The organism is Halobacteriovorax sp. HFRX-2_2 (assembly GCF_043196705.1).
Lineage (GTDB): Bacteria > Bdellovibrionota > Bacteriovoracia > Bacteriovoracales > Bacteriovoracaceae > Halobacteriovorax_A.
In genome coordinates this window covers 20,967-35,541 of the sequence record NZ_JBEBMT010000004.1, presented here as the reverse complement: position 1 = coordinate 35,541, position 14,575 = coordinate 20,967, and the positions used below count along the sequence as shown (strand labels likewise).

Here is a 14,575-nt window from a genome sequence, read left to right as displayed (position 1 = left end):
GGATACAAAAGAATGGCTGGGATGGCGAGATTCGAACTCGCGACCAATAGATTAACAGTCTACTGCGCTACCGCTGCGCCACATCCCAGCAATCTTAAGTAGTTAATTTTATAAACTCGTTTTTTCAAATTGTAAATATTTTCTTTTATGGGAAAAATATTTAGTTTTATCTAACTTGTTGAATTTATTGAAGCTCAATTAAAATTACTAAATTTTTTTTTTCAAAAACCGATAAATATACTCAGATACTGAGGTAAAATAACGACTATGATGACTCAAAGTAACCTAATTCGTAATTTATTAAGGGTGTTAACACCAGAGGAAGTCTCTGATTTAACAACTCTTGGTGATGCTTCTGCAAAAGATGCACTTACGGATTTATTACTTGCTCAAAATCGCGGTGATAAGATTTCTTATTCACCACATGGCCTTGCTAAGGTCATACCATTTCCAGATCGTTTTGAAGCTTCACAGACGCCTGTGTTAGACCCTGATGAGGAGATTGTGACTGGGCCTAGGGTCGATCAGTTCATTAATCAATTTGTCACAAAAGTTAAATTTGAATCAGGTAAAGTTCATCCAGGTGCAAAGCCTGTTGAAACAAGTACTTTCATTTTAAATGAAAAAGAGAAATTTAAAGCGGTTTACACTCGTTTAAAGAGTCGTGAAGTTTTAGATTTGTATGCAAAGAATTCGGTTGTTGATCTTGAACAAGAAAGAAAGAACCGAAGAGACCTGTCAAAGAATTCTTCGACAGGCGTCCTCGTTAATAAGAAACATTATTAATCTGCTAATCCTTTAATATTTCCACTTGCACTTGGAGAATCAATCTCAAGTGTTGCAAGTTGATAAACACAGTGATCAACAGTAGCAACAGCTGCTGGACGATAGTTTCCAGAATTCTTAACACCACCAAATGGTAATTTAGAATGTGCTCCAACAGTTGCGCGGTTTAAGTTTACTAAACCAGCATCAATATTATTCACAGCGTGCTTAAAGCGTGCGTGATCTTTTGTGAAGACAGAAGCAGCTAGGCCGTATTCAGTTGAGTTTGCAATATTAATTGCTTCGTCAAAGTCGCTATAGCCAACAAATGTAACGTTAGGGCCAAAGATTTCATTTGCAAGGAAGTGACTCTTTGGAATTAACTTATCGGCATAATGAATCGAAGGAGAAACATAGTAACCTGGAGTTTCTCTTTCTAATTGCTTTCCACGCATAACTTCTTGTAGTCCTTCTCTTTTGGCCATGCCCATGAATAGAAGGTACTGGTCAAGGGAAGCTTGATCAATTAATGGACCCATAAAAGGCTCTACTTTGTGATCAATTGGATGATCCACAATAATTCTCTTCGCTAGATCGTGAAAACGTGAAATGAATTCATCTTTAATAGAGTCATGAATAGCAACTAGACCAGTTGAAGTACAACGCTGACCAGCTGTTAGGTATGAACCTGTTAAAAGTTCTTCAATTGCATAATCAAGATCAGCTGTCTCATCGATGATTGATGTGTTCTTTCCTCCTAGCTCTAACGAAACTAGTTTTGAAAGATCTGTATGCGTTGTTTCTAGAATCTTTTGTCCTACTTCTTTTGATCCAGTAAAGAAGATACCTTTGATTCTCTTATCTTTAATAATTCTTCTTGCTACTTCTCCATCTCCTTGAACAAGGTTAACAACACCCATTGGAAATTTTGCTTCAGCAAGACATTCAAACATTAACTGTGCCGAGTAACATGTCTTTTCACTTGGTTTGAAAATGATTGAGTTACCAGAGATTAAGTTTGCTGTAATTTGTCCATTTGCTAAGTGGCAAGGAAAGTTAAATGGCCCAATGATAAAACTTGGCCCAACTGGTTTATAGTAAATATGAGCATTGGTACCTGGAGCGATACCTTCCATATTCTTCGTTTCAATTCTTGGTAGAGATGCCGCAATCGTTACATCTACTTTTGCAATTAATGCTGCCGCTTCTGTGCGAGCTTCCCAGAGAGGCTTACCTACTTCAAGAGCAATCGCTGTTGCAATTTGATCTTGCTTTGTCTTAAGTACTTCTTGATATCTTCTTAAGGCCTCAATCCTTTCTTCGATTGAAGTATTTCGCCATGTTTGAAAACCCTTGTGGGCAGAATCGATTAGTTCTTCTATATGCGCGTAATTTACATTTAGATTCCAAAGTGTCTTTGTCGTATCACTTGGACACTCGCGAGTAATAGTTCTGTCATTTCTTAGATTTGCTGAATCATCAAATGCGATAAATTCATTATTATAAAATGATCCTTTTAGTTGAAACATATCTTCTCCTTAGATCGCCATTATTATTTTAACTGCACCATCATCTAATCCAAATGATGATGGCTCATCTACAGTTAGTATATCATTGTTTAAATTACCTTTTAGACAAACAATTTCAAATTCTTCATTGTCAGTAACGACTAGATAGAATTTAGGTGAACTTGTTTTACCTTTCTTTATCTGTGCTTGTTGAATTGTTTTAACAGGCTTTATGTCATCGAGTTGACAACGATAATGAGGGCCACCATCAAAAGGGTCAACTTCGTGAGTATATTTGAATCCAATAGACTCAAGCATTCTCTTAACAGGTTCAGTATCGGCACCAACTTTTCCAACGGCATCTCTTGCTTCTATTGGAAGTAGAGTTTCGTAAATTGTTCCTGAAGGAAAGAGGCTAAGAATGAATTCCTTATTCTTACGACTCAGGACATCGGCATCATGATATTCCATATTCAAGAATCGACGGCCGATAGCTTCCCAAAGTGGGGATTTCCCGTCGGCATCAAACGGAGGCATAAGCTCTGAGTGAATTGTTTCTTTAAATCGATCTCTATTAAGTCCCATATAGAGAAAACGTGAAAATGATAAGACTTTCCCAAGCTTAAATGGATTACCTCGATATGTAGGGTCGAGGATAAGGCCACCGATTTCGGTTGGGCCGTCTGTATCATAACCAAGCTTTAGCGTGCCGTGGATGAAGCCAGTATTAATTGATTCTGAAAATTTATTTTCTTGTCCTACCTTTAAATAAAAGTGAGGTTCTTCTTCATCGCCATGTCTAGCGTGAATCATTGAGCAGCCAATGACTCGAGAAGATTCAAGATCTTCCAGAACAAAAATGTAATGATCATTTGAAAGATTATCACTTTTTTGTTTGAAAGATCTTAGAGAGCTTTCTATTTTTGAGCTAATTAGCTCTTTGTCTGGGGGAAGGTTAATAAATGTATAGAGACCTGAAAGGTCATACAAGTCTTCTAAGTCATCTGCTCTTACGGGTCTTATCTTAAACATCTAGTCTTCCTATTTAATTCTATTTAATTTGTTCAAGTACGGTTTTTTCGATAATTGAGATAATGTCATCAATATGTTCATCAGTCATTGCTAGAGGCAATAGGAGACGAACTCTCGTCGGCTCTTTCCCCGCCATAAAGGCAATAATTCCATTATCGAATAGGCTCTTCACAAAACTCGATACAGTTTCAGTTGTAGAATCTCCAACTTCAAATGCAATCATTGTTCCGATTCCTCCAACATAAGTAATCTTATCTTGGCAAGAATTCTTCATAAGATGTGTAAGCCTTGAAATAAACTTATCTTCTAGCTCTTTAATTCTTCCATTTTCACCATAGAAGTTTCCTTCCGTAAGGTATTTAACAAGCTTGCTACCTGTTGATAGTGCAGAAACTGAACCATTGAATGTTCCAGCAATAAGTCCTGGTTTAGGGTTTAGTTCTTCGCTAAATAGAACACCACATACTTGTAGCGCCTTTCCAACTGAAACGATATCGACGTACTTATCGAGACCCATTGTTTGGAATGCAAATAGTTCTCTTGTGCGTCCAAAAGTTTGAACTTCATCAACCCAAATATAGATACCTTTCTTCTTTGCCCACTTAAAGATTTCTTCATAGTACTCTTTTGGACCAAAAATAAAGCCACCTTCTCCTTGAATAATTTCAAGCATAAGTGCGCAATGTTGATTCGGGTACTTTGAAGTTACTTCTTCTAGTGCTGCTAGTGTATTCTTTAACGATTCTTCTGGGTTGTTTTGATCAAAGTGCGGAACGTGATCAACATCAAGAGACTTTGGCATACCTTGGCGGTAGTTTGCATTATGTGTAATGTCTTGAGTTGCTACTGAGCGACCTGCGAAAGCCTTTTGAAAAGCGATTACACGGTAAGCAGGATCTTTCTTTTGCCAAACAAGCTTAAGTGCCAGGTCATTTGCGAAACTTCCTGATCCCGTAAACCAAAAGTGCTTCAGGTTACTTGTTTCAACGGCCTTAAGTAGGTTACTTGTTAATTCAATGGCCTGTGGGTACGGTTGTAGGTTTCCACACATTACCGTATCACCTAGAGCTGCTTCAAGGTGTGACTTAATATATATAGGGTGAGAGTGGCCAAGTAGGTTAGGTCCAATACCACCAATTAGATCGTATTTCACTGATCCATCAATAAGTTCAGTAAAAGGCCCATGACCACGTCCTGAAGAAACGTAATTAAAGTAAATTCCCTTTCCTCTTTCTTGGTTATATTTCTTTAAAGTGTCTTCAACTAAGTGCTTCTTTTCTTCCAGAGGACCACGAACTTCCATGAAATTCTTTTGCTCCTTAAGAATCGAAGAGAATAGTTTATCAAACTGATCATTTATTTCGTTATTTCTTACACCGTATTCCATATCCAACCTCTTTTTATGTGGTAGAATTATCACTCACTTGCAAACGCTACAAGCCAAATAGATAATAAATTTATGTCAGATACTAACACAGGAAATCCACTAAAAGAATTAGAAGACCTTTATAAAAATAAAGATTATGAGGGCTATAAGAATCTCTTGATTAAGAATAAAGATTTGTTCGTCGACGCGCAGTATTTCTACAATTTGGGCACTGCGTATCTCAAGTTAGAGGACATTGGTGCGGCCCGATTAAACTTAGAGAAGTCTTATCAGTTAGGGCAACAAGACAAGCTTGTTACTAATAATATCAATTATATTAAATCGCACTATGACCTTGTGAGTCAGGATGTAAACTTCGTTGCTAAAGCAATGGATATTCCAGCTGTTTACTTTACTAGCTTTTCACTGATTCTTTTAATCATTACATTAATTTTGAATTTGAAGACAAAGCTGCACAAGGCCATTATTTTCACTTTCTTTCTGATCTCTTTGACGCCGCTCATTTTTAGCAATGTCTATTTGAAAGGTAGTTACAAAAATGCCATTGTTATGAAGAATGCTGATATCTTTGAAGGACCTTCATCAATTTTTGAACACAATCAAATTGCTAAAGAAGGCCTAAGAGTTATCACTTCTAAGAAGAACGATAATTGGTTCTTTATCTATTGGCCTAGCGAAGCTAAGGGATGGGTAAAAGCTGAAAATATTGAATTCTATTAAAGGCCAAGTATGACTGAAAAGTATTCAAAAGAAGATCGCATTGACATTAATTTGATAAAATTTTTGTGGTCTATCAATCCTCTCGTTAAAAGTAATAAGGTAACAATTCCGTACTTACTGAGGGATACCGTAATTCTAAGAAGCTTAGGGGAGTTTGAGCTCTTTCAGTTATCAAAATACTTTCATAAAAGAACCTATGAAAAAGGTGAAGTCATTTTCAAAGAAGGTGATTTTGGTATTGGTTTCTATATTATTGTTTCTGGTCGAGTTGAGCTTTCAACGGAGAGAAACGGAAAGAAATTTCATGTAACAAATCTTGATCGCAAGGACTACATGGGAGAAATTGGTCTTTTAGAAGACGGTCACAAGAGATCAGTGACAGCAACTGCTGCTGAACCACTGGAACTTCTTGGGATCTTCAAACCAGATGTACAATTAATGATCTCAGAAAGGCCGGCCCTTTCTTCAAAATTTTTACAGGCCATGAGTGAACTTGTTGTAAAGAAACTTCATATTCTAGCTCGTGAAATTAGAAAGCTTAAGGTTGAAAACTCTCACTTGAAAGATGAAGTTGTTAACTTAAAAGAAGAGATTGCTAAGAATGACTAGTAATGATCGCCTCAGGGCCATTATCTTCGGATTATTTATCGTCTCTTCGATGTTGTTATTTTTCGTTTTTCCACGAGTCGCAACACCGTTACTAATTTGTTATGTACTAACACTTATTCTAAATCCACTTCTCTTATTTTTTGAGAGGTTTGGAATTAACCGTACCGCTTCATCAGCACTAGTTGTAACACTTCTACTCTTTTTAACGATCTATCCTATCGTAAAGGTAACACCTTTAATGGTTAGTGAAGTTAATAACCTCGAAGTCTATATTCCAAAAGTTGAAAGCTTTCTTAAGTCTGTATATGCACAATTGCAGGCTTTCGTAGCAGAACGTACTGGTTACCACTTAAGTAGTGGCTACCTCCTACAATCAATGAATTTTATTAAAGATGAATTTAGTGCATTTGTTCTTTTAGTTCCAAAGTATCTAGGTTCTGCACTTGAGCTATTCTTTATTGTGCCTCTTTTCTTATTCTTTACTTTAAAAGATATGCGAAATTTCAGAGAGCGTGTCACAAGACTTCTTCCAAATAAGTATTTTGAAAAACTTTACCATCTCTCATTTCAATTCAATCGCCAGATTGGTGACTATATTCTAGCGAAGGTAATTGAGGCCAGTATTTTAGGAATCATTATTTTTACGGGACTATTTTTTCTCGATATTAGATTCTCTCTTCTTTTTGGCCTCCTAGCAGCAGTGACAAATATTATTCCTTACCTGGGTCCAGTATTTGGTGCAATTCCTGCATTTATTTTTATTGCGGCAGAATATGGTATGGGAACTCACTTTGGTGGGGCCCTAATTCTCTACTTAGTTGCAAACGTAATTGATATAGCAATCGTCTTTCCACTGCTTGTTTCTAAGATTGTTGACCTTCACCCTGTGCTTGTTGTGGTGAGTGTTATCCTTGGATCACAGCTTCTAGGAATCACTGGAATGATCATTTCAATTCCACTTGCAGCGGCCGCTAAACTTCTTATAAATCAGATGCTTAAGGACGTATACGAAGAGCGTTATTAGCTTTGACGGGCCTTGCTAGAAAGTGCTAGAATTGCCTCTATAGGGGGCAATGTGCACAAACTTTTATCCATCATTTTCATTCTACTAATGACGTCATGCGCAGTTAATCGTCCGCAAGGAAGTACTGAAGCTGAGGTACTATTTAAAGAAGCTGAAAGACTAGTTAAATCTGAACGCTATATTATGGCGCTTGAAAAACTTAATAAAATTAAATCTCAATATCCATATAGTTACTACGCAACATCTGCTGAACTTATGCAGGCCGATATTCTTTATAAGCAAGAAAACTTTGAAGAGGCCGCTGCTGCATACTTACTATTTAAGGACTTTCACCCAAAGCATCCTAAAATGGATTATGTTACTTTCAAAATCGCTGAAGCTTACTACAAGCAAAAGCCTTCGACATTTGATCGTGATCTAACACCTGCCAAGCAGGCCATCAAGTACTTCAATGAACTTAGAAGTCTATATCCTCAGTCTGAATATCTAAAAGATGCCAGAGAGAAAATTGATGAGTGCTATAAGATGATTAAAGATAAGGAGTTATATATTGCTAACTTCTACTTTAGAACAAAGGATTGGCAATCGGCTTCATTTCGTTATGAACAGCTTCTAGCTCAATTTAGTGATGATACTGTTAAAAAGTTAGCAAGTGATCGCCTTGTTCACATTGGTTTAAAAAGTGCTAGACCTGAATTATGTGAATTGGTTTTTAAAAACTATCGCTACTTATACAAAGATAAAGATCTTTCTAACTTAAAGAAAGACGTTAAAAAGTGTATGGAATAGGGGACTTTGACTATGATGAAATCTTTTGAACAAGAAAAATTATCAAAGAAGGCCAAAGTTGCTTTTGAAAATCGTGAGTATAATAAAGCGATCTCAATCTATAATGAGCTTTTAGAGATTGATGCTAAAGATGCTGATGCTCTTTTTAATATTGCTAATATCTTTCATTTAACAGGAGAGATCTCAAAAGCAATTAAGGCATTTAAAAAAGTATTAGAAGTAAGACCAGATCATACGGATGCAGCAGTTAGTCTATCAGTTCTTTATAATGATATTGGTCAATACGAAGAAGCGAGTAAGATTTTTCAAATCGCGTCTCAAAAAGTTAAAGTGAACTCAAAGAGCGCTGAACTTAATGATAATCACATCGATAGAAAATTTGCGATCAAGCACTATGAATTAGCTGATCTATACCTAACATATAATCGTTATGATGAAGCCTTATTTGAATATGGAAAAGTTTTAAAGCTTGATCCGTCTAATCTAGAAGCAAGAGTAAAGATGGCCAAGGTTTATGCAAAGAAAGGTTTTGTGAATAAGTCTTTTGAAGAACTATCTAATTTAAAAAATGAAAGGCCCGATTACCTCCCGGGAAGAATTGCTCTAGGTGTTCTACACTATGGTAAAGGTGATATCTTAAGTGCGACTAGCGAGTGGGAAAAAGTTATCTCTGTTGATCCACTTAATAGTGAAGCTCAGATGTATTTGAATTTTGCAAAGAATGCGACTGAAACAACTCTTTAAAAATATCTAAAATTTGAAAATAAAAAAGCACCATTACTGGTGCTTTTCTTTTATATGATTTCTTTTGGGAAATTGAATTAAGCTTCTGCTGAATGATCAACTGAAGTTTCTGTTGAAGATGATTGCTCAACAACAGTTGGCTCTGTAACAACACTTACATTCGTACGAACTGAATCATCAGAGTGGAAATTCATGATCGACTTTTTAAGTGCATTATACATTTCAAATTTTACTTCTAGCTTATTGTCTTGAAGAACAATTTGACGAGCTTTGTGTGAATCATTGTTAATAATGATTGGTGCCTTTAGGTTTGCAGACATTTGAGTTACATCCGTTGGAATAGTTAGGATTGTATAAACGCTTGCATTAGAAAGATTTTCTAGTTTCAGGCTATTAAGTTCAGCCGGTAGTAGGCTGATTGAATAATCTTCTTTAAAAATTTTTGGCTCAATGATTGGGAATGCTGTTGCACCGTCATCTGTTGATTGTAGCCATAGGATTAGAGTCTGATCACCTGGATCAACAACAAAGAAGTCCTTAAGGTTCTCAAAACCAAGAATACCTTCTTCGAACCTGATGATATCTTTATTGTTAACTTCTAATTCCCCAAATCGTGTTGTGCTTACTTTCACTGTCGTTCCTCCGAATTCAAGTTTAAGAACTTGATAACAGATTTTAACAGCCGTAGGGGCAAAAGAGCAAGCGGAATTTATTTCTTATTGCGCAATGCATCCGTTAAGTCAGATAGACTTTCTGGGCCAGCTTGGGAAGCTTCGTAATTTTGTTCCTGGATAGCTTTGTAGACTTCTTCGCGGTGAATTTTTGTTTCTTTTGGGGCCTTAATACCAAGACGAACTTGTTTGCCTTTAATTTGCACAACGACAATCTTAATATGATCGTCGATCGCTATACTTTCCCCTAGCTTCCTTGTTAAAACCAGCATTTCACATCCTCAATTTTGAACCGTCCTGATTCATCAGGTAATGGTTCATATATTATCCATAACTTTAAAAATCAAGTAAAAAATCAACTAAATAAAAAAAAAGTAGCAGCAGCGTGTTAGCGTAGAAAGTCCAATAGGTTCTTGTTTAAAAGGCCTTCAGAAGTTTTGTACGCAGTTTTCAAGATCTCTTGCTGACGCGTGATGTCTGAGAATAATTCAGTAACATCTGCATCGACGAGCTTGCTCTTTCTTTCCATATTGTCGATATTATTTGCATCAATCGTGTTCACATTTGTCATAACTGAACTTGCGACTGAACCTACACGTGTTCGTAATGTAACGAGACGTGTTACTGCTGTATCAAATTTTTCTAAAAGATTTTGAATTTGATCAGCGTCATTATTTTCTAAAGAGATTGCAAGTGAATCAAGAAGACCAAAAAGGTTAGCTGACTCTTTATACTTGCCGGCATCTTCCCCAATTTGAGTTGATGCGATCTCTCGATTGTTTTCTTCGGACATAATCTCGCGATTTTTACTTTTTTCTCGCGAATCCGCCATTTCAGGAAATTTTTCTAGGGGGTGGTTAACTTGTGAATCTGTTTCAGATTCGGCCATGAATACTTCTTTTCCGTGCAGGTTAACCTGAACAAAGAAGTCTTTTCCAACTTCAAGAGTTATATGGCCATTGTCACCCTGGTACTCACCATTTTCATTAAACGGAGTATCAAGCGTTTTAAAACCTGAGAAAATATAGCGTTGTCCAACACGTTTATTTGCAATTGAAAGGGCCAGATTCTTTAGTTGATGTACTTCGTTTGCAACGTTATTTCTAACATCTTCATTGTAGATATCTGAAGACTGCGCAATGGCAATCTCTTTGGCTTTACCCATAATATCCGTTAGGTTTTCAAGAGCTTTCTCTGTGATATTTAATTGAAGAAGTGCGAAGTCTGCATTTCTTTTAAATTGTGAATTATCTTTTGTTACACTAGAAATTTGTAGTGCTTCAATATTTGCTGCAGGATTATCTGAAGGTTTACGCATACTCTTAAGAGTCGTACCCTTCATTTGCAGATCTTCCATCTTAGACTTATGCTTGTTAAGCGTATGCCTAATTGAAAGAGTCGTTGAATTTTCTGACACTCTAGTCATTTTTCAATAATCCTATTTACTGCTTAATTGATAAGACAGTATCAAACATCTCGTTTGCAGTTTTCATTACTTTAGCAGCAGCTTCATATGCGTGCTGGTACTTAATCATATTTGCCGCTTCTTCATCGATCGAAACACCACTAATTCTTTCTCGAATTGAGTTTGCTTGTGCTAGAAGACCTTCTGATTGTTCAGCGTCTAGCTTGGCCTTACCTGTTTCAAGTCCAACATTACCTACTGTTTTAAGGTAGTCCTCTTCTAGAGTTGCTGTACCACCTGACATTAGCCTTTCATGCTGTAGCTTAGAGATTGCAATAGCAACACGGTTATCCCCGGGACTATTTGGAGATAGTGCAGTTGCAATATTCGAAATATCTGATTTGATTGCATCACTTAGGTCAATATTAAGTGCTGCTCCCTCTACTTGCATTGGGGTAGAGAAGAAGTTATTTCCTGTTGTTGGACCTTTATTATCCATTGCAACAGGATTACCATTAGCATCTGTTTGAATCTCACGGTTAACATATCCTCTTCTGTGGATAGCGTTTACGTAATTCATAAATTCAAATGCTGTTTGGTCTAATTTTTCTTTCAGTTGTTTAATGTCGTTATTTCTAACTTTAATTACAGCACCTAGTGAGCCACCTTGGAATTTTTCTGTAATTTGCTGACCTGAGCGGCTTGCCCAGAAAATCTCCATTGAACCATCTTGGCCATTCGTCGATTCATCTTTTCCAAATACATATGTTCCAAGCTTTTGTGCTTGAGCTGCTGTAACAAGTGTACCAACCCCAGGGGATTGAACGTTATAATTTCCACGCTCATCTTGATATGTGTGAATTTTTATAATTTTTGATAATTCTTTTACTGATAGATCTCGTTGATCTCGAAGATCTCCGGTTTCATCACCGGTTGCTTCAAGCTCGCGAATTTTTCTGTTTAAAGTCGCAATAGATTCGATATGCTGATTGGCATCTTTAACAGAGATCATAATCTTGTCATCAATGCTTTTTGAGATCTCGTCTAGAGTCTCTGCGATTCTTCTAAAGTCTTTTACAATTAATTGTGCTTTATCACGCACAACTGAACGTACTGTTTCGTTCTCTGGTTGATTTGCAAGATCACGAAACGAGTTAAAGAAATTATTGAGAATTTGATTGAGTCCTTCGTTGTCGATTTCATTAAAGATATCTTCAACACGACTCATTTGTTCTGCTCTATTATTGTAGTAGGATTCACTACTTTGACTGTCACGTAATTTTCTTTCTACAAATTTATCGTGAACACGATTGATACTTTTAATTCTTGTACCACTACCAGTTATTAAACCATCTTTGATAAGTGGCATATTTGATTGCTGGTGAACACGCTGACGAGAATACCCTTCTGTATTCGCATTGGAAATATTATGTGACGTCACCTCTAGTGATTTCTTAGAGGCGTTGAGTCCTGTATTCGCAATGTTTAACAGACGTGTAGACAAATAATCTCCAATTAAGGATTTCGCTCAAGCGATCGTTGCTGAGTGATACCTTTGGCGTTATATGTAGATACTGTCTTAGTACCCATTGCACTTTCTCTGATCTCACGAAGAGAGTTTAGCGCTTTGTTAATAAATAGTTGGTTCTTCTTATTCTGTGTTTGAATCTTTTCAATAATATCTACCAAAAGACTATTAAATCTAAATAAGTGTTTTCCTTCTTTTTCTGCTTCAAACTTAGAGAAAAAATCAACAAGGTCATTGATTGAATTAATCTTTAATTCTTTGTAATCCTTTTGGATATTTGCAAGAATTTGGTTTCTTGCTTTTTCATTTACTTCTATTTTTGAAATGATTTCTGACTTTTCAGAAACCTTTTCTTCTAGCTCATCAATTTTACTGTCAAGTAGGAGAGCGTACTCATCACAAGTTAAGTCAAATAACTTATAGTGAAGCTCACACTGTGACTTCCAGATATCTGTGATTTGAAAGTAATATGTTGCTAGTTGTGTTTTCATTATACTCCGAACTCTTCCCCAAGAATTTTATCTGCCATTTTGTCATAATCCATTTTGTATGTTCCACCTTGGATTTGTGCTTTAAGTGCAGCAATCTTTGCAGAGTTATCAACTTCTGGTGCAGCATCAACTGCTTTTTTGATATGTGCAAAATCTTTTACTGCTTCTGGTATTGAAACTCTGGCATCATTTCTTGTTTGACTATCAATATAAGCTTTCTGAGCAATCGTGTTTCTCTTAATTGGAGCTTGCTTCTGGATCTCTTGTGATCTATCGGCCGTAGTTTTAGCATTTGGAAAGAAACTTGATCTCGTATTTGTTACACTACTCATACTTTACTCCAATTTGTTTTGCCTGCTTCATTGCTATTGATTGAGAAGGTTGAGTTGGTCCTTCTTCAATTCGAATTTGGTTCTGTGCATATTTATTTTTATTGTCCAAATAGTTTTGATAATTTTGTTCATTCCTCATATGCTTTGGATAAATCTCATTCAAAATCATCTTCTGTATTTGGCTATCTTCTTTGACAAGTGCTTTAGCACGCTCACTTGTCATAAGACCGTTATAGAAATTACCAGCTGTACTTTGCACGCCACTGTTTAGCGACTTAGTCATTTCTTTAACCATTAACTCGTTAAATTGTGCTTCTAGCCCTTGGGCTGCACCTTTGATCTCTTCAGGAATATATTTGTCAGAATTTGCAGGACGAACAGAATTTTGTGCATTTCTGTTTTGAATTTGTGGTCTATGAATTTTGATTTCATTCATAATACTCATCCTGAGTTTCTGGCCGTTCAATCCTTGAAAAGCCCATTATCATTAATATTTTAACATTTTTTTTAGTTTTTTTATACCTAGCTCTAAAAAATGGTAAAAAATGCTATTTGACATTGAAAGTTAAATTAGCTCAATTTCTCCAACTAAAGCACCGTTTCTCTTAAGTGCTTGAAAAATCGAAATTAAATCTTCCGGTGTCGCACCTAGTGCATTAAGGCTTTTAACCAGATCATTTAGTGTAGTTGTCTTGTCAACTAAGCGAACATTTCCTTCACCACCATCTTTCTTCTTGTCATTCACTTGGATATTAAGTCCACCATGTGAGATCGCTACCGCTTTAACTGTAATGTCTCCACCAGCAACAATAGTACCCGTTCGTTCATTGATGATAATTTTAGCAATGCGATCTGTGTGAACTTTGAAATTTTCGATGATCGCTAAAAGTTGGACGATTTTTCTTTGGTACTGTATTGGTACAATAATATCAACAGTGTTTGAGTCTTTTGCTATGGCATACTTTCCACCTAGCTCTTGATTGATTGTTTTCTCAATTCTGGCAGCTGTTGTGAAGTCAGGACTCTTAAGTGCTAGTCTCAATGATTTTTTCTTATCAAAGTCTAATTGTAATTCTCTTTCAACAATTGCTCCCTGTGGGATAAGTCCTGTTGTCGCAAATTTCTTACCATTTTCTAGGCCACCAATTGAAATTGAACCATTTGCTACGGCATATACATTTCCGTCACCACCTTTAAGTGGAGTGATAAGAAGAGTACCTCCAGCAAGTGATGAAGCATCACCAATCGATGAAACTTTTACATCCATTTTTTGCCCAACTCGGCTAAAAGATGGAAGTTCTGCTGTCACAATTACGGCCGCAACGTTCTTTGAACTAATTTCATTTTGTGGATTAAGTCCAAGCTTTTGAAACATACGTTTAAGTGAAGTATTTGTTACTTCTCCACCACCATCACCAGTTCCATTTAGTCCAACAACTAAACCATAACCAACGATAGGGTTTTTACGAACGCCCTTAACATCAACTAGGTCTTTCAAACGACTCATCTTTGCCTCAATATGAGTTCCAAAAGATAAAAGGATAAGACCGAAAATTAACTTTTTAAACAT

Annotated in this window: 17 protein-coding genes and 1 tRNA gene; 6 read left to right on the top strand and 12 right to left on the bottom strand. The window is 36.4% G+C overall.

Annotated features, from left to right (window positions below; genetic code table 11):
* Nucleotides 1-13: 13 nt before the first annotated feature.
* Nucleotides 14-88: transfer RNA gene (locus ABMA79_RS13005), tRNA-Asn, on the bottom strand.
* 179 nt (nucleotides 89-267) lie between these two features.
* On the opposite strand from ABMA79_RS13005, the gene ABMA79_RS13000 reads away from it, so the two are divergent.
* Nucleotides 268-786 carry a hypothetical protein gene (locus tag ABMA79_RS13000; RefSeq protein ID WP_393093125.1) on the top strand — a complete coding sequence of 173 codons (519 nt, stop codon included), beginning with the start codon at nucleotides 268-270 and terminating at the stop codon, nucleotides 784-786.
* On the opposite strand, the gene ABMA79_RS12995 is transcribed toward ABMA79_RS13000, so the two are convergent.
* From ABMA79_RS12995 to ABMA79_RS12985, 3 genes are read right to left on the bottom strand one after another with little or no spacing between them, the layout of a single operon-like run.
* Entirely contained in the window at nucleotides 783-2,294 is a 1,512-nt protein-coding gene (locus ABMA79_RS12995; protein ID WP_392909620.1) for an aldehyde dehydrogenase family protein, read from the bottom strand. The two genes, ABMA79_RS13000 and ABMA79_RS12995, sit on opposite strands and share 4 nt — an antisense overlap.
* A 9-nt stretch (nucleotides 2,295-2,303) precedes the next feature.
* Nucleotides 2,304-3,305, bottom strand: coding sequence for an arginine N-succinyltransferase (locus ABMA79_RS12990; protein ID WP_392861501.1), 1,002 nt, complete (start codon nucleotides 3,303-3,305; stop codon nucleotides 2,304-2,306).
* Nucleotides 3,306-3,324: 19 nt separating this feature from the next.
* Entirely contained in the window at nucleotides 3,325-4,692 is a 1,368-nt protein-coding gene (locus ABMA79_RS12985; protein WP_392861503.1) for an aminotransferase class III-fold pyridoxal phosphate-dependent enzyme, read from the bottom strand.
* A 72-nt stretch (nucleotides 4,693-4,764) separates the two neighbouring features.
* Between ABMA79_RS12985 and ABMA79_RS12980 the strand changes: the two genes are divergently transcribed.
* The 5 genes from ABMA79_RS12980 to ABMA79_RS12960 are packed head-to-tail and all read left to right on the top strand — an operon-like array spanning nucleotide 4,765 to nucleotide 8,578.
* Nucleotides 4,765-5,412, top strand: coding sequence for a tetratricopeptide repeat protein (locus tag ABMA79_RS12980; protein ID WP_392861504.1), 648 nt, complete (start codon nucleotides 4,765-4,767; stop codon nucleotides 5,410-5,412).
* A gap of 9 nt (nucleotides 5,413-5,421) precedes the next feature.
* Nucleotides 5,422-6,021, top strand: a complete 600-nt coding sequence (locus ABMA79_RS12975) for a cyclic nucleotide-binding domain-containing protein (protein WP_392861505.1) — start codon at nucleotides 5,422-5,424, stop codon at nucleotides 6,019-6,021.
* Nucleotides 6,014-7,045 (top strand): AI-2E family transporter, encoded by a 1,032-nt coding sequence (locus ABMA79_RS12970; protein ID WP_392861507.1) that lies wholly within the window; start codon nucleotides 6,014-6,016, stop codon nucleotides 7,043-7,045. The genes ABMA79_RS12975 and ABMA79_RS12970 overlap by 8 nt, the downstream gene beginning before the upstream one ends.
* A gap of 51 nt (nucleotides 7,046-7,096) precedes the next feature.
* The gene (locus tag ABMA79_RS12965; protein ID WP_393093123.1) at nucleotides 7,097-7,834 is read left to right on the top strand and encodes an outer membrane protein assembly factor BamD; all 738 of its coding nucleotides are present in this window, start codon (nucleotides 7,097-7,099) and stop codon (nucleotides 7,832-7,834) included.
* Between the two features lie 12 nt (nucleotides 7,835-7,846).
* Nucleotides 7,847-8,578, top strand: coding sequence for a lipopolysaccharide assembly protein LapB (locus tag ABMA79_RS12960; RefSeq protein WP_103218681.1), 732 nt, complete (start codon nucleotides 7,847-7,849; stop codon nucleotides 8,576-8,578).
* A gap of 77 nt (nucleotides 8,579-8,655) precedes the next feature.
* On the opposite strand, the gene fliW is transcribed toward ABMA79_RS12960, so the two are convergent.
* The 8 genes from fliW to ABMA79_RS12920 all read right to left on the bottom strand — a co-directional run bounded on the left by fliW (nucleotide 8,656) and on the right by ABMA79_RS12920 (nucleotide 14,575).
* Nucleotides 8,656-9,210, bottom strand: coding sequence for a flagellar assembly protein FliW (gene fliW, locus ABMA79_RS12955; RefSeq protein ID WP_392861510.1), 555 nt, complete (start codon nucleotides 9,208-9,210; stop codon nucleotides 8,656-8,658).
* A 77-nt stretch (nucleotides 9,211-9,287) separates the two neighbouring features.
* Nucleotides 9,288-9,521: a carbon storage regulator CsrA gene (gene csrA / locus ABMA79_RS12950; RefSeq protein ID WP_021267493.1), complete on the bottom strand. Its 234-nt coding sequence runs from the start codon at nucleotides 9,519-9,521 to the stop codon at nucleotides 9,288-9,290.
* A gap of 116 nt (nucleotides 9,522-9,637) precedes the next feature.
* On the bottom strand, nucleotides 9,638-10,675 hold the full coding sequence (gene flgL / locus ABMA79_RS12945; RefSeq protein ID WP_392861512.1) for a flagellar hook-associated protein FlgL: 1,038 nt from the start codon (nucleotides 10,673-10,675) through the stop codon (nucleotides 9,638-9,640).
* Between the two features lie 16 nt (nucleotides 10,676-10,691).
* Nucleotides 10,692-12,158, bottom strand: a complete 1,467-nt coding sequence (gene flgK, locus ABMA79_RS12940; RefSeq protein ID WP_393093120.1) for a flagellar hook-associated protein FlgK — start codon at nucleotides 12,156-12,158, stop codon at nucleotides 10,692-10,694.
* 11 nt (nucleotides 12,159-12,169) lie between these two features.
* The gene (locus ABMA79_RS12935) at nucleotides 12,170-12,673 is read right to left on the bottom strand and encodes a flagellar protein FlgN (RefSeq protein WP_392861515.1); all 504 of its coding nucleotides are present in this window, start codon (nucleotides 12,671-12,673) and stop codon (nucleotides 12,170-12,172) included.
* Nucleotides 12,673-13,005, bottom strand: coding sequence for a flagellar biosynthesis anti-sigma factor FlgM (gene flgM, locus ABMA79_RS12930; RefSeq protein WP_392861516.1), 333 nt, complete (start codon nucleotides 13,003-13,005; stop codon nucleotides 12,673-12,675). The genes ABMA79_RS12935 and flgM overlap by 1 nt, the downstream gene beginning before the upstream one ends.
* The gene (locus tag ABMA79_RS12925; RefSeq protein WP_392861517.1) at nucleotides 12,998-13,441 is read right to left on the bottom strand and encodes a hypothetical protein; all 444 of its coding nucleotides are present in this window, start codon (nucleotides 13,439-13,441) and stop codon (nucleotides 12,998-13,000) included. The genes flgM and ABMA79_RS12925 overlap by 8 nt, the downstream gene beginning before the upstream one ends.
* 129 nt (nucleotides 13,442-13,570) lie before the next feature.
* Nucleotides 13,571-14,575, bottom strand: coding sequence for a flagellar basal body P-ring protein FlgI (locus ABMA79_RS12920; protein WP_392861519.1), 1,005 nt, complete (start codon nucleotides 14,573-14,575; stop codon nucleotides 13,571-13,573).

Excerpts from the sequence above, each read along its gene's own strand:
- ABMA79_RS13000 (WP_393093125.1), top strand. The coding sequence starts at position 268 with ATGATGACTCAAAGTAACCTAATTCGTAATTTATTAAGGGTGTTAACA.
- ABMA79_RS12995 (WP_392909620.1), bottom strand. The coding sequence starts at position 2,294 with ATGTTTCAACTAAAAGGATCATTTTATAATAATGAATTTATCGCATTT.
- ABMA79_RS12990 (WP_392861501.1), bottom strand. The coding sequence starts at position 3,305 with ATGTTTAAGATAAGACCCGTAAGAGCAGATGACTTAGAAGACTTGTAT.
- ABMA79_RS12985 (WP_392861503.1), bottom strand. The coding sequence starts at position 4,692 with ATGGAATACGGTGTAAGAAATAACGAAATAAATGATCAGTTTGATAAA.
- ABMA79_RS12980 (WP_392861504.1), top strand. The coding sequence starts at position 4,765 with ATGTCAGATACTAACACAGGAAATCCACTAAAAGAATTAGAAGACCTT.
- ABMA79_RS12975 (WP_392861505.1), top strand. The coding sequence starts at position 5,422 with ATGACTGAAAAGTATTCAAAAGAAGATCGCATTGACATTAATTTGATA.
- ABMA79_RS12970 (WP_392861507.1), top strand. The coding sequence starts at position 6,014 with ATGACTAGTAATGATCGCCTCAGGGCCATTATCTTCGGATTATTTATC.
- ABMA79_RS12960 (WP_103218681.1), top strand. The coding sequence starts at position 7,847 with ATGATGAAATCTTTTGAACAAGAAAAATTATCAAAGAAGGCCAAAGTT.
- csrA (WP_021267493.1), bottom strand. The coding sequence starts at position 9,521 with ATGCTGGTTTTAACAAGGAAGCTAGGGGAAAGTATAGCGATCGACGAT.
- flgL (WP_392861512.1), bottom strand. The coding sequence starts at position 10,675 with ATGACTAGAGTGTCAGAAAATTCAACGACTCTTTCAATTAGGCATACG.
- ABMA79_RS12935 (WP_392861515.1), bottom strand. The coding sequence starts at position 12,673 with ATGAAAACACAACTAGCAACATATTACTTTCAAATCACAGATATCTGG.
- flgM (WP_392861516.1), bottom strand. The coding sequence starts at position 13,005 with ATGAGTAGTGTAACAAATACGAGATCAAGTTTCTTTCCAAATGCTAAA.
- ABMA79_RS12925 (WP_392861517.1), bottom strand. The coding sequence starts at position 13,441 with ATGAATGAAATCAAAATTCATAGACCACAAATTCAAAACAGAAATGCA.
- ABMA79_RS12920 (WP_392861519.1), bottom strand. The coding sequence starts at position 14,575 with ATGTTTAAAAAGTTAATTTTCGGTCTTATCCTTTTATCTTTTGGAACT.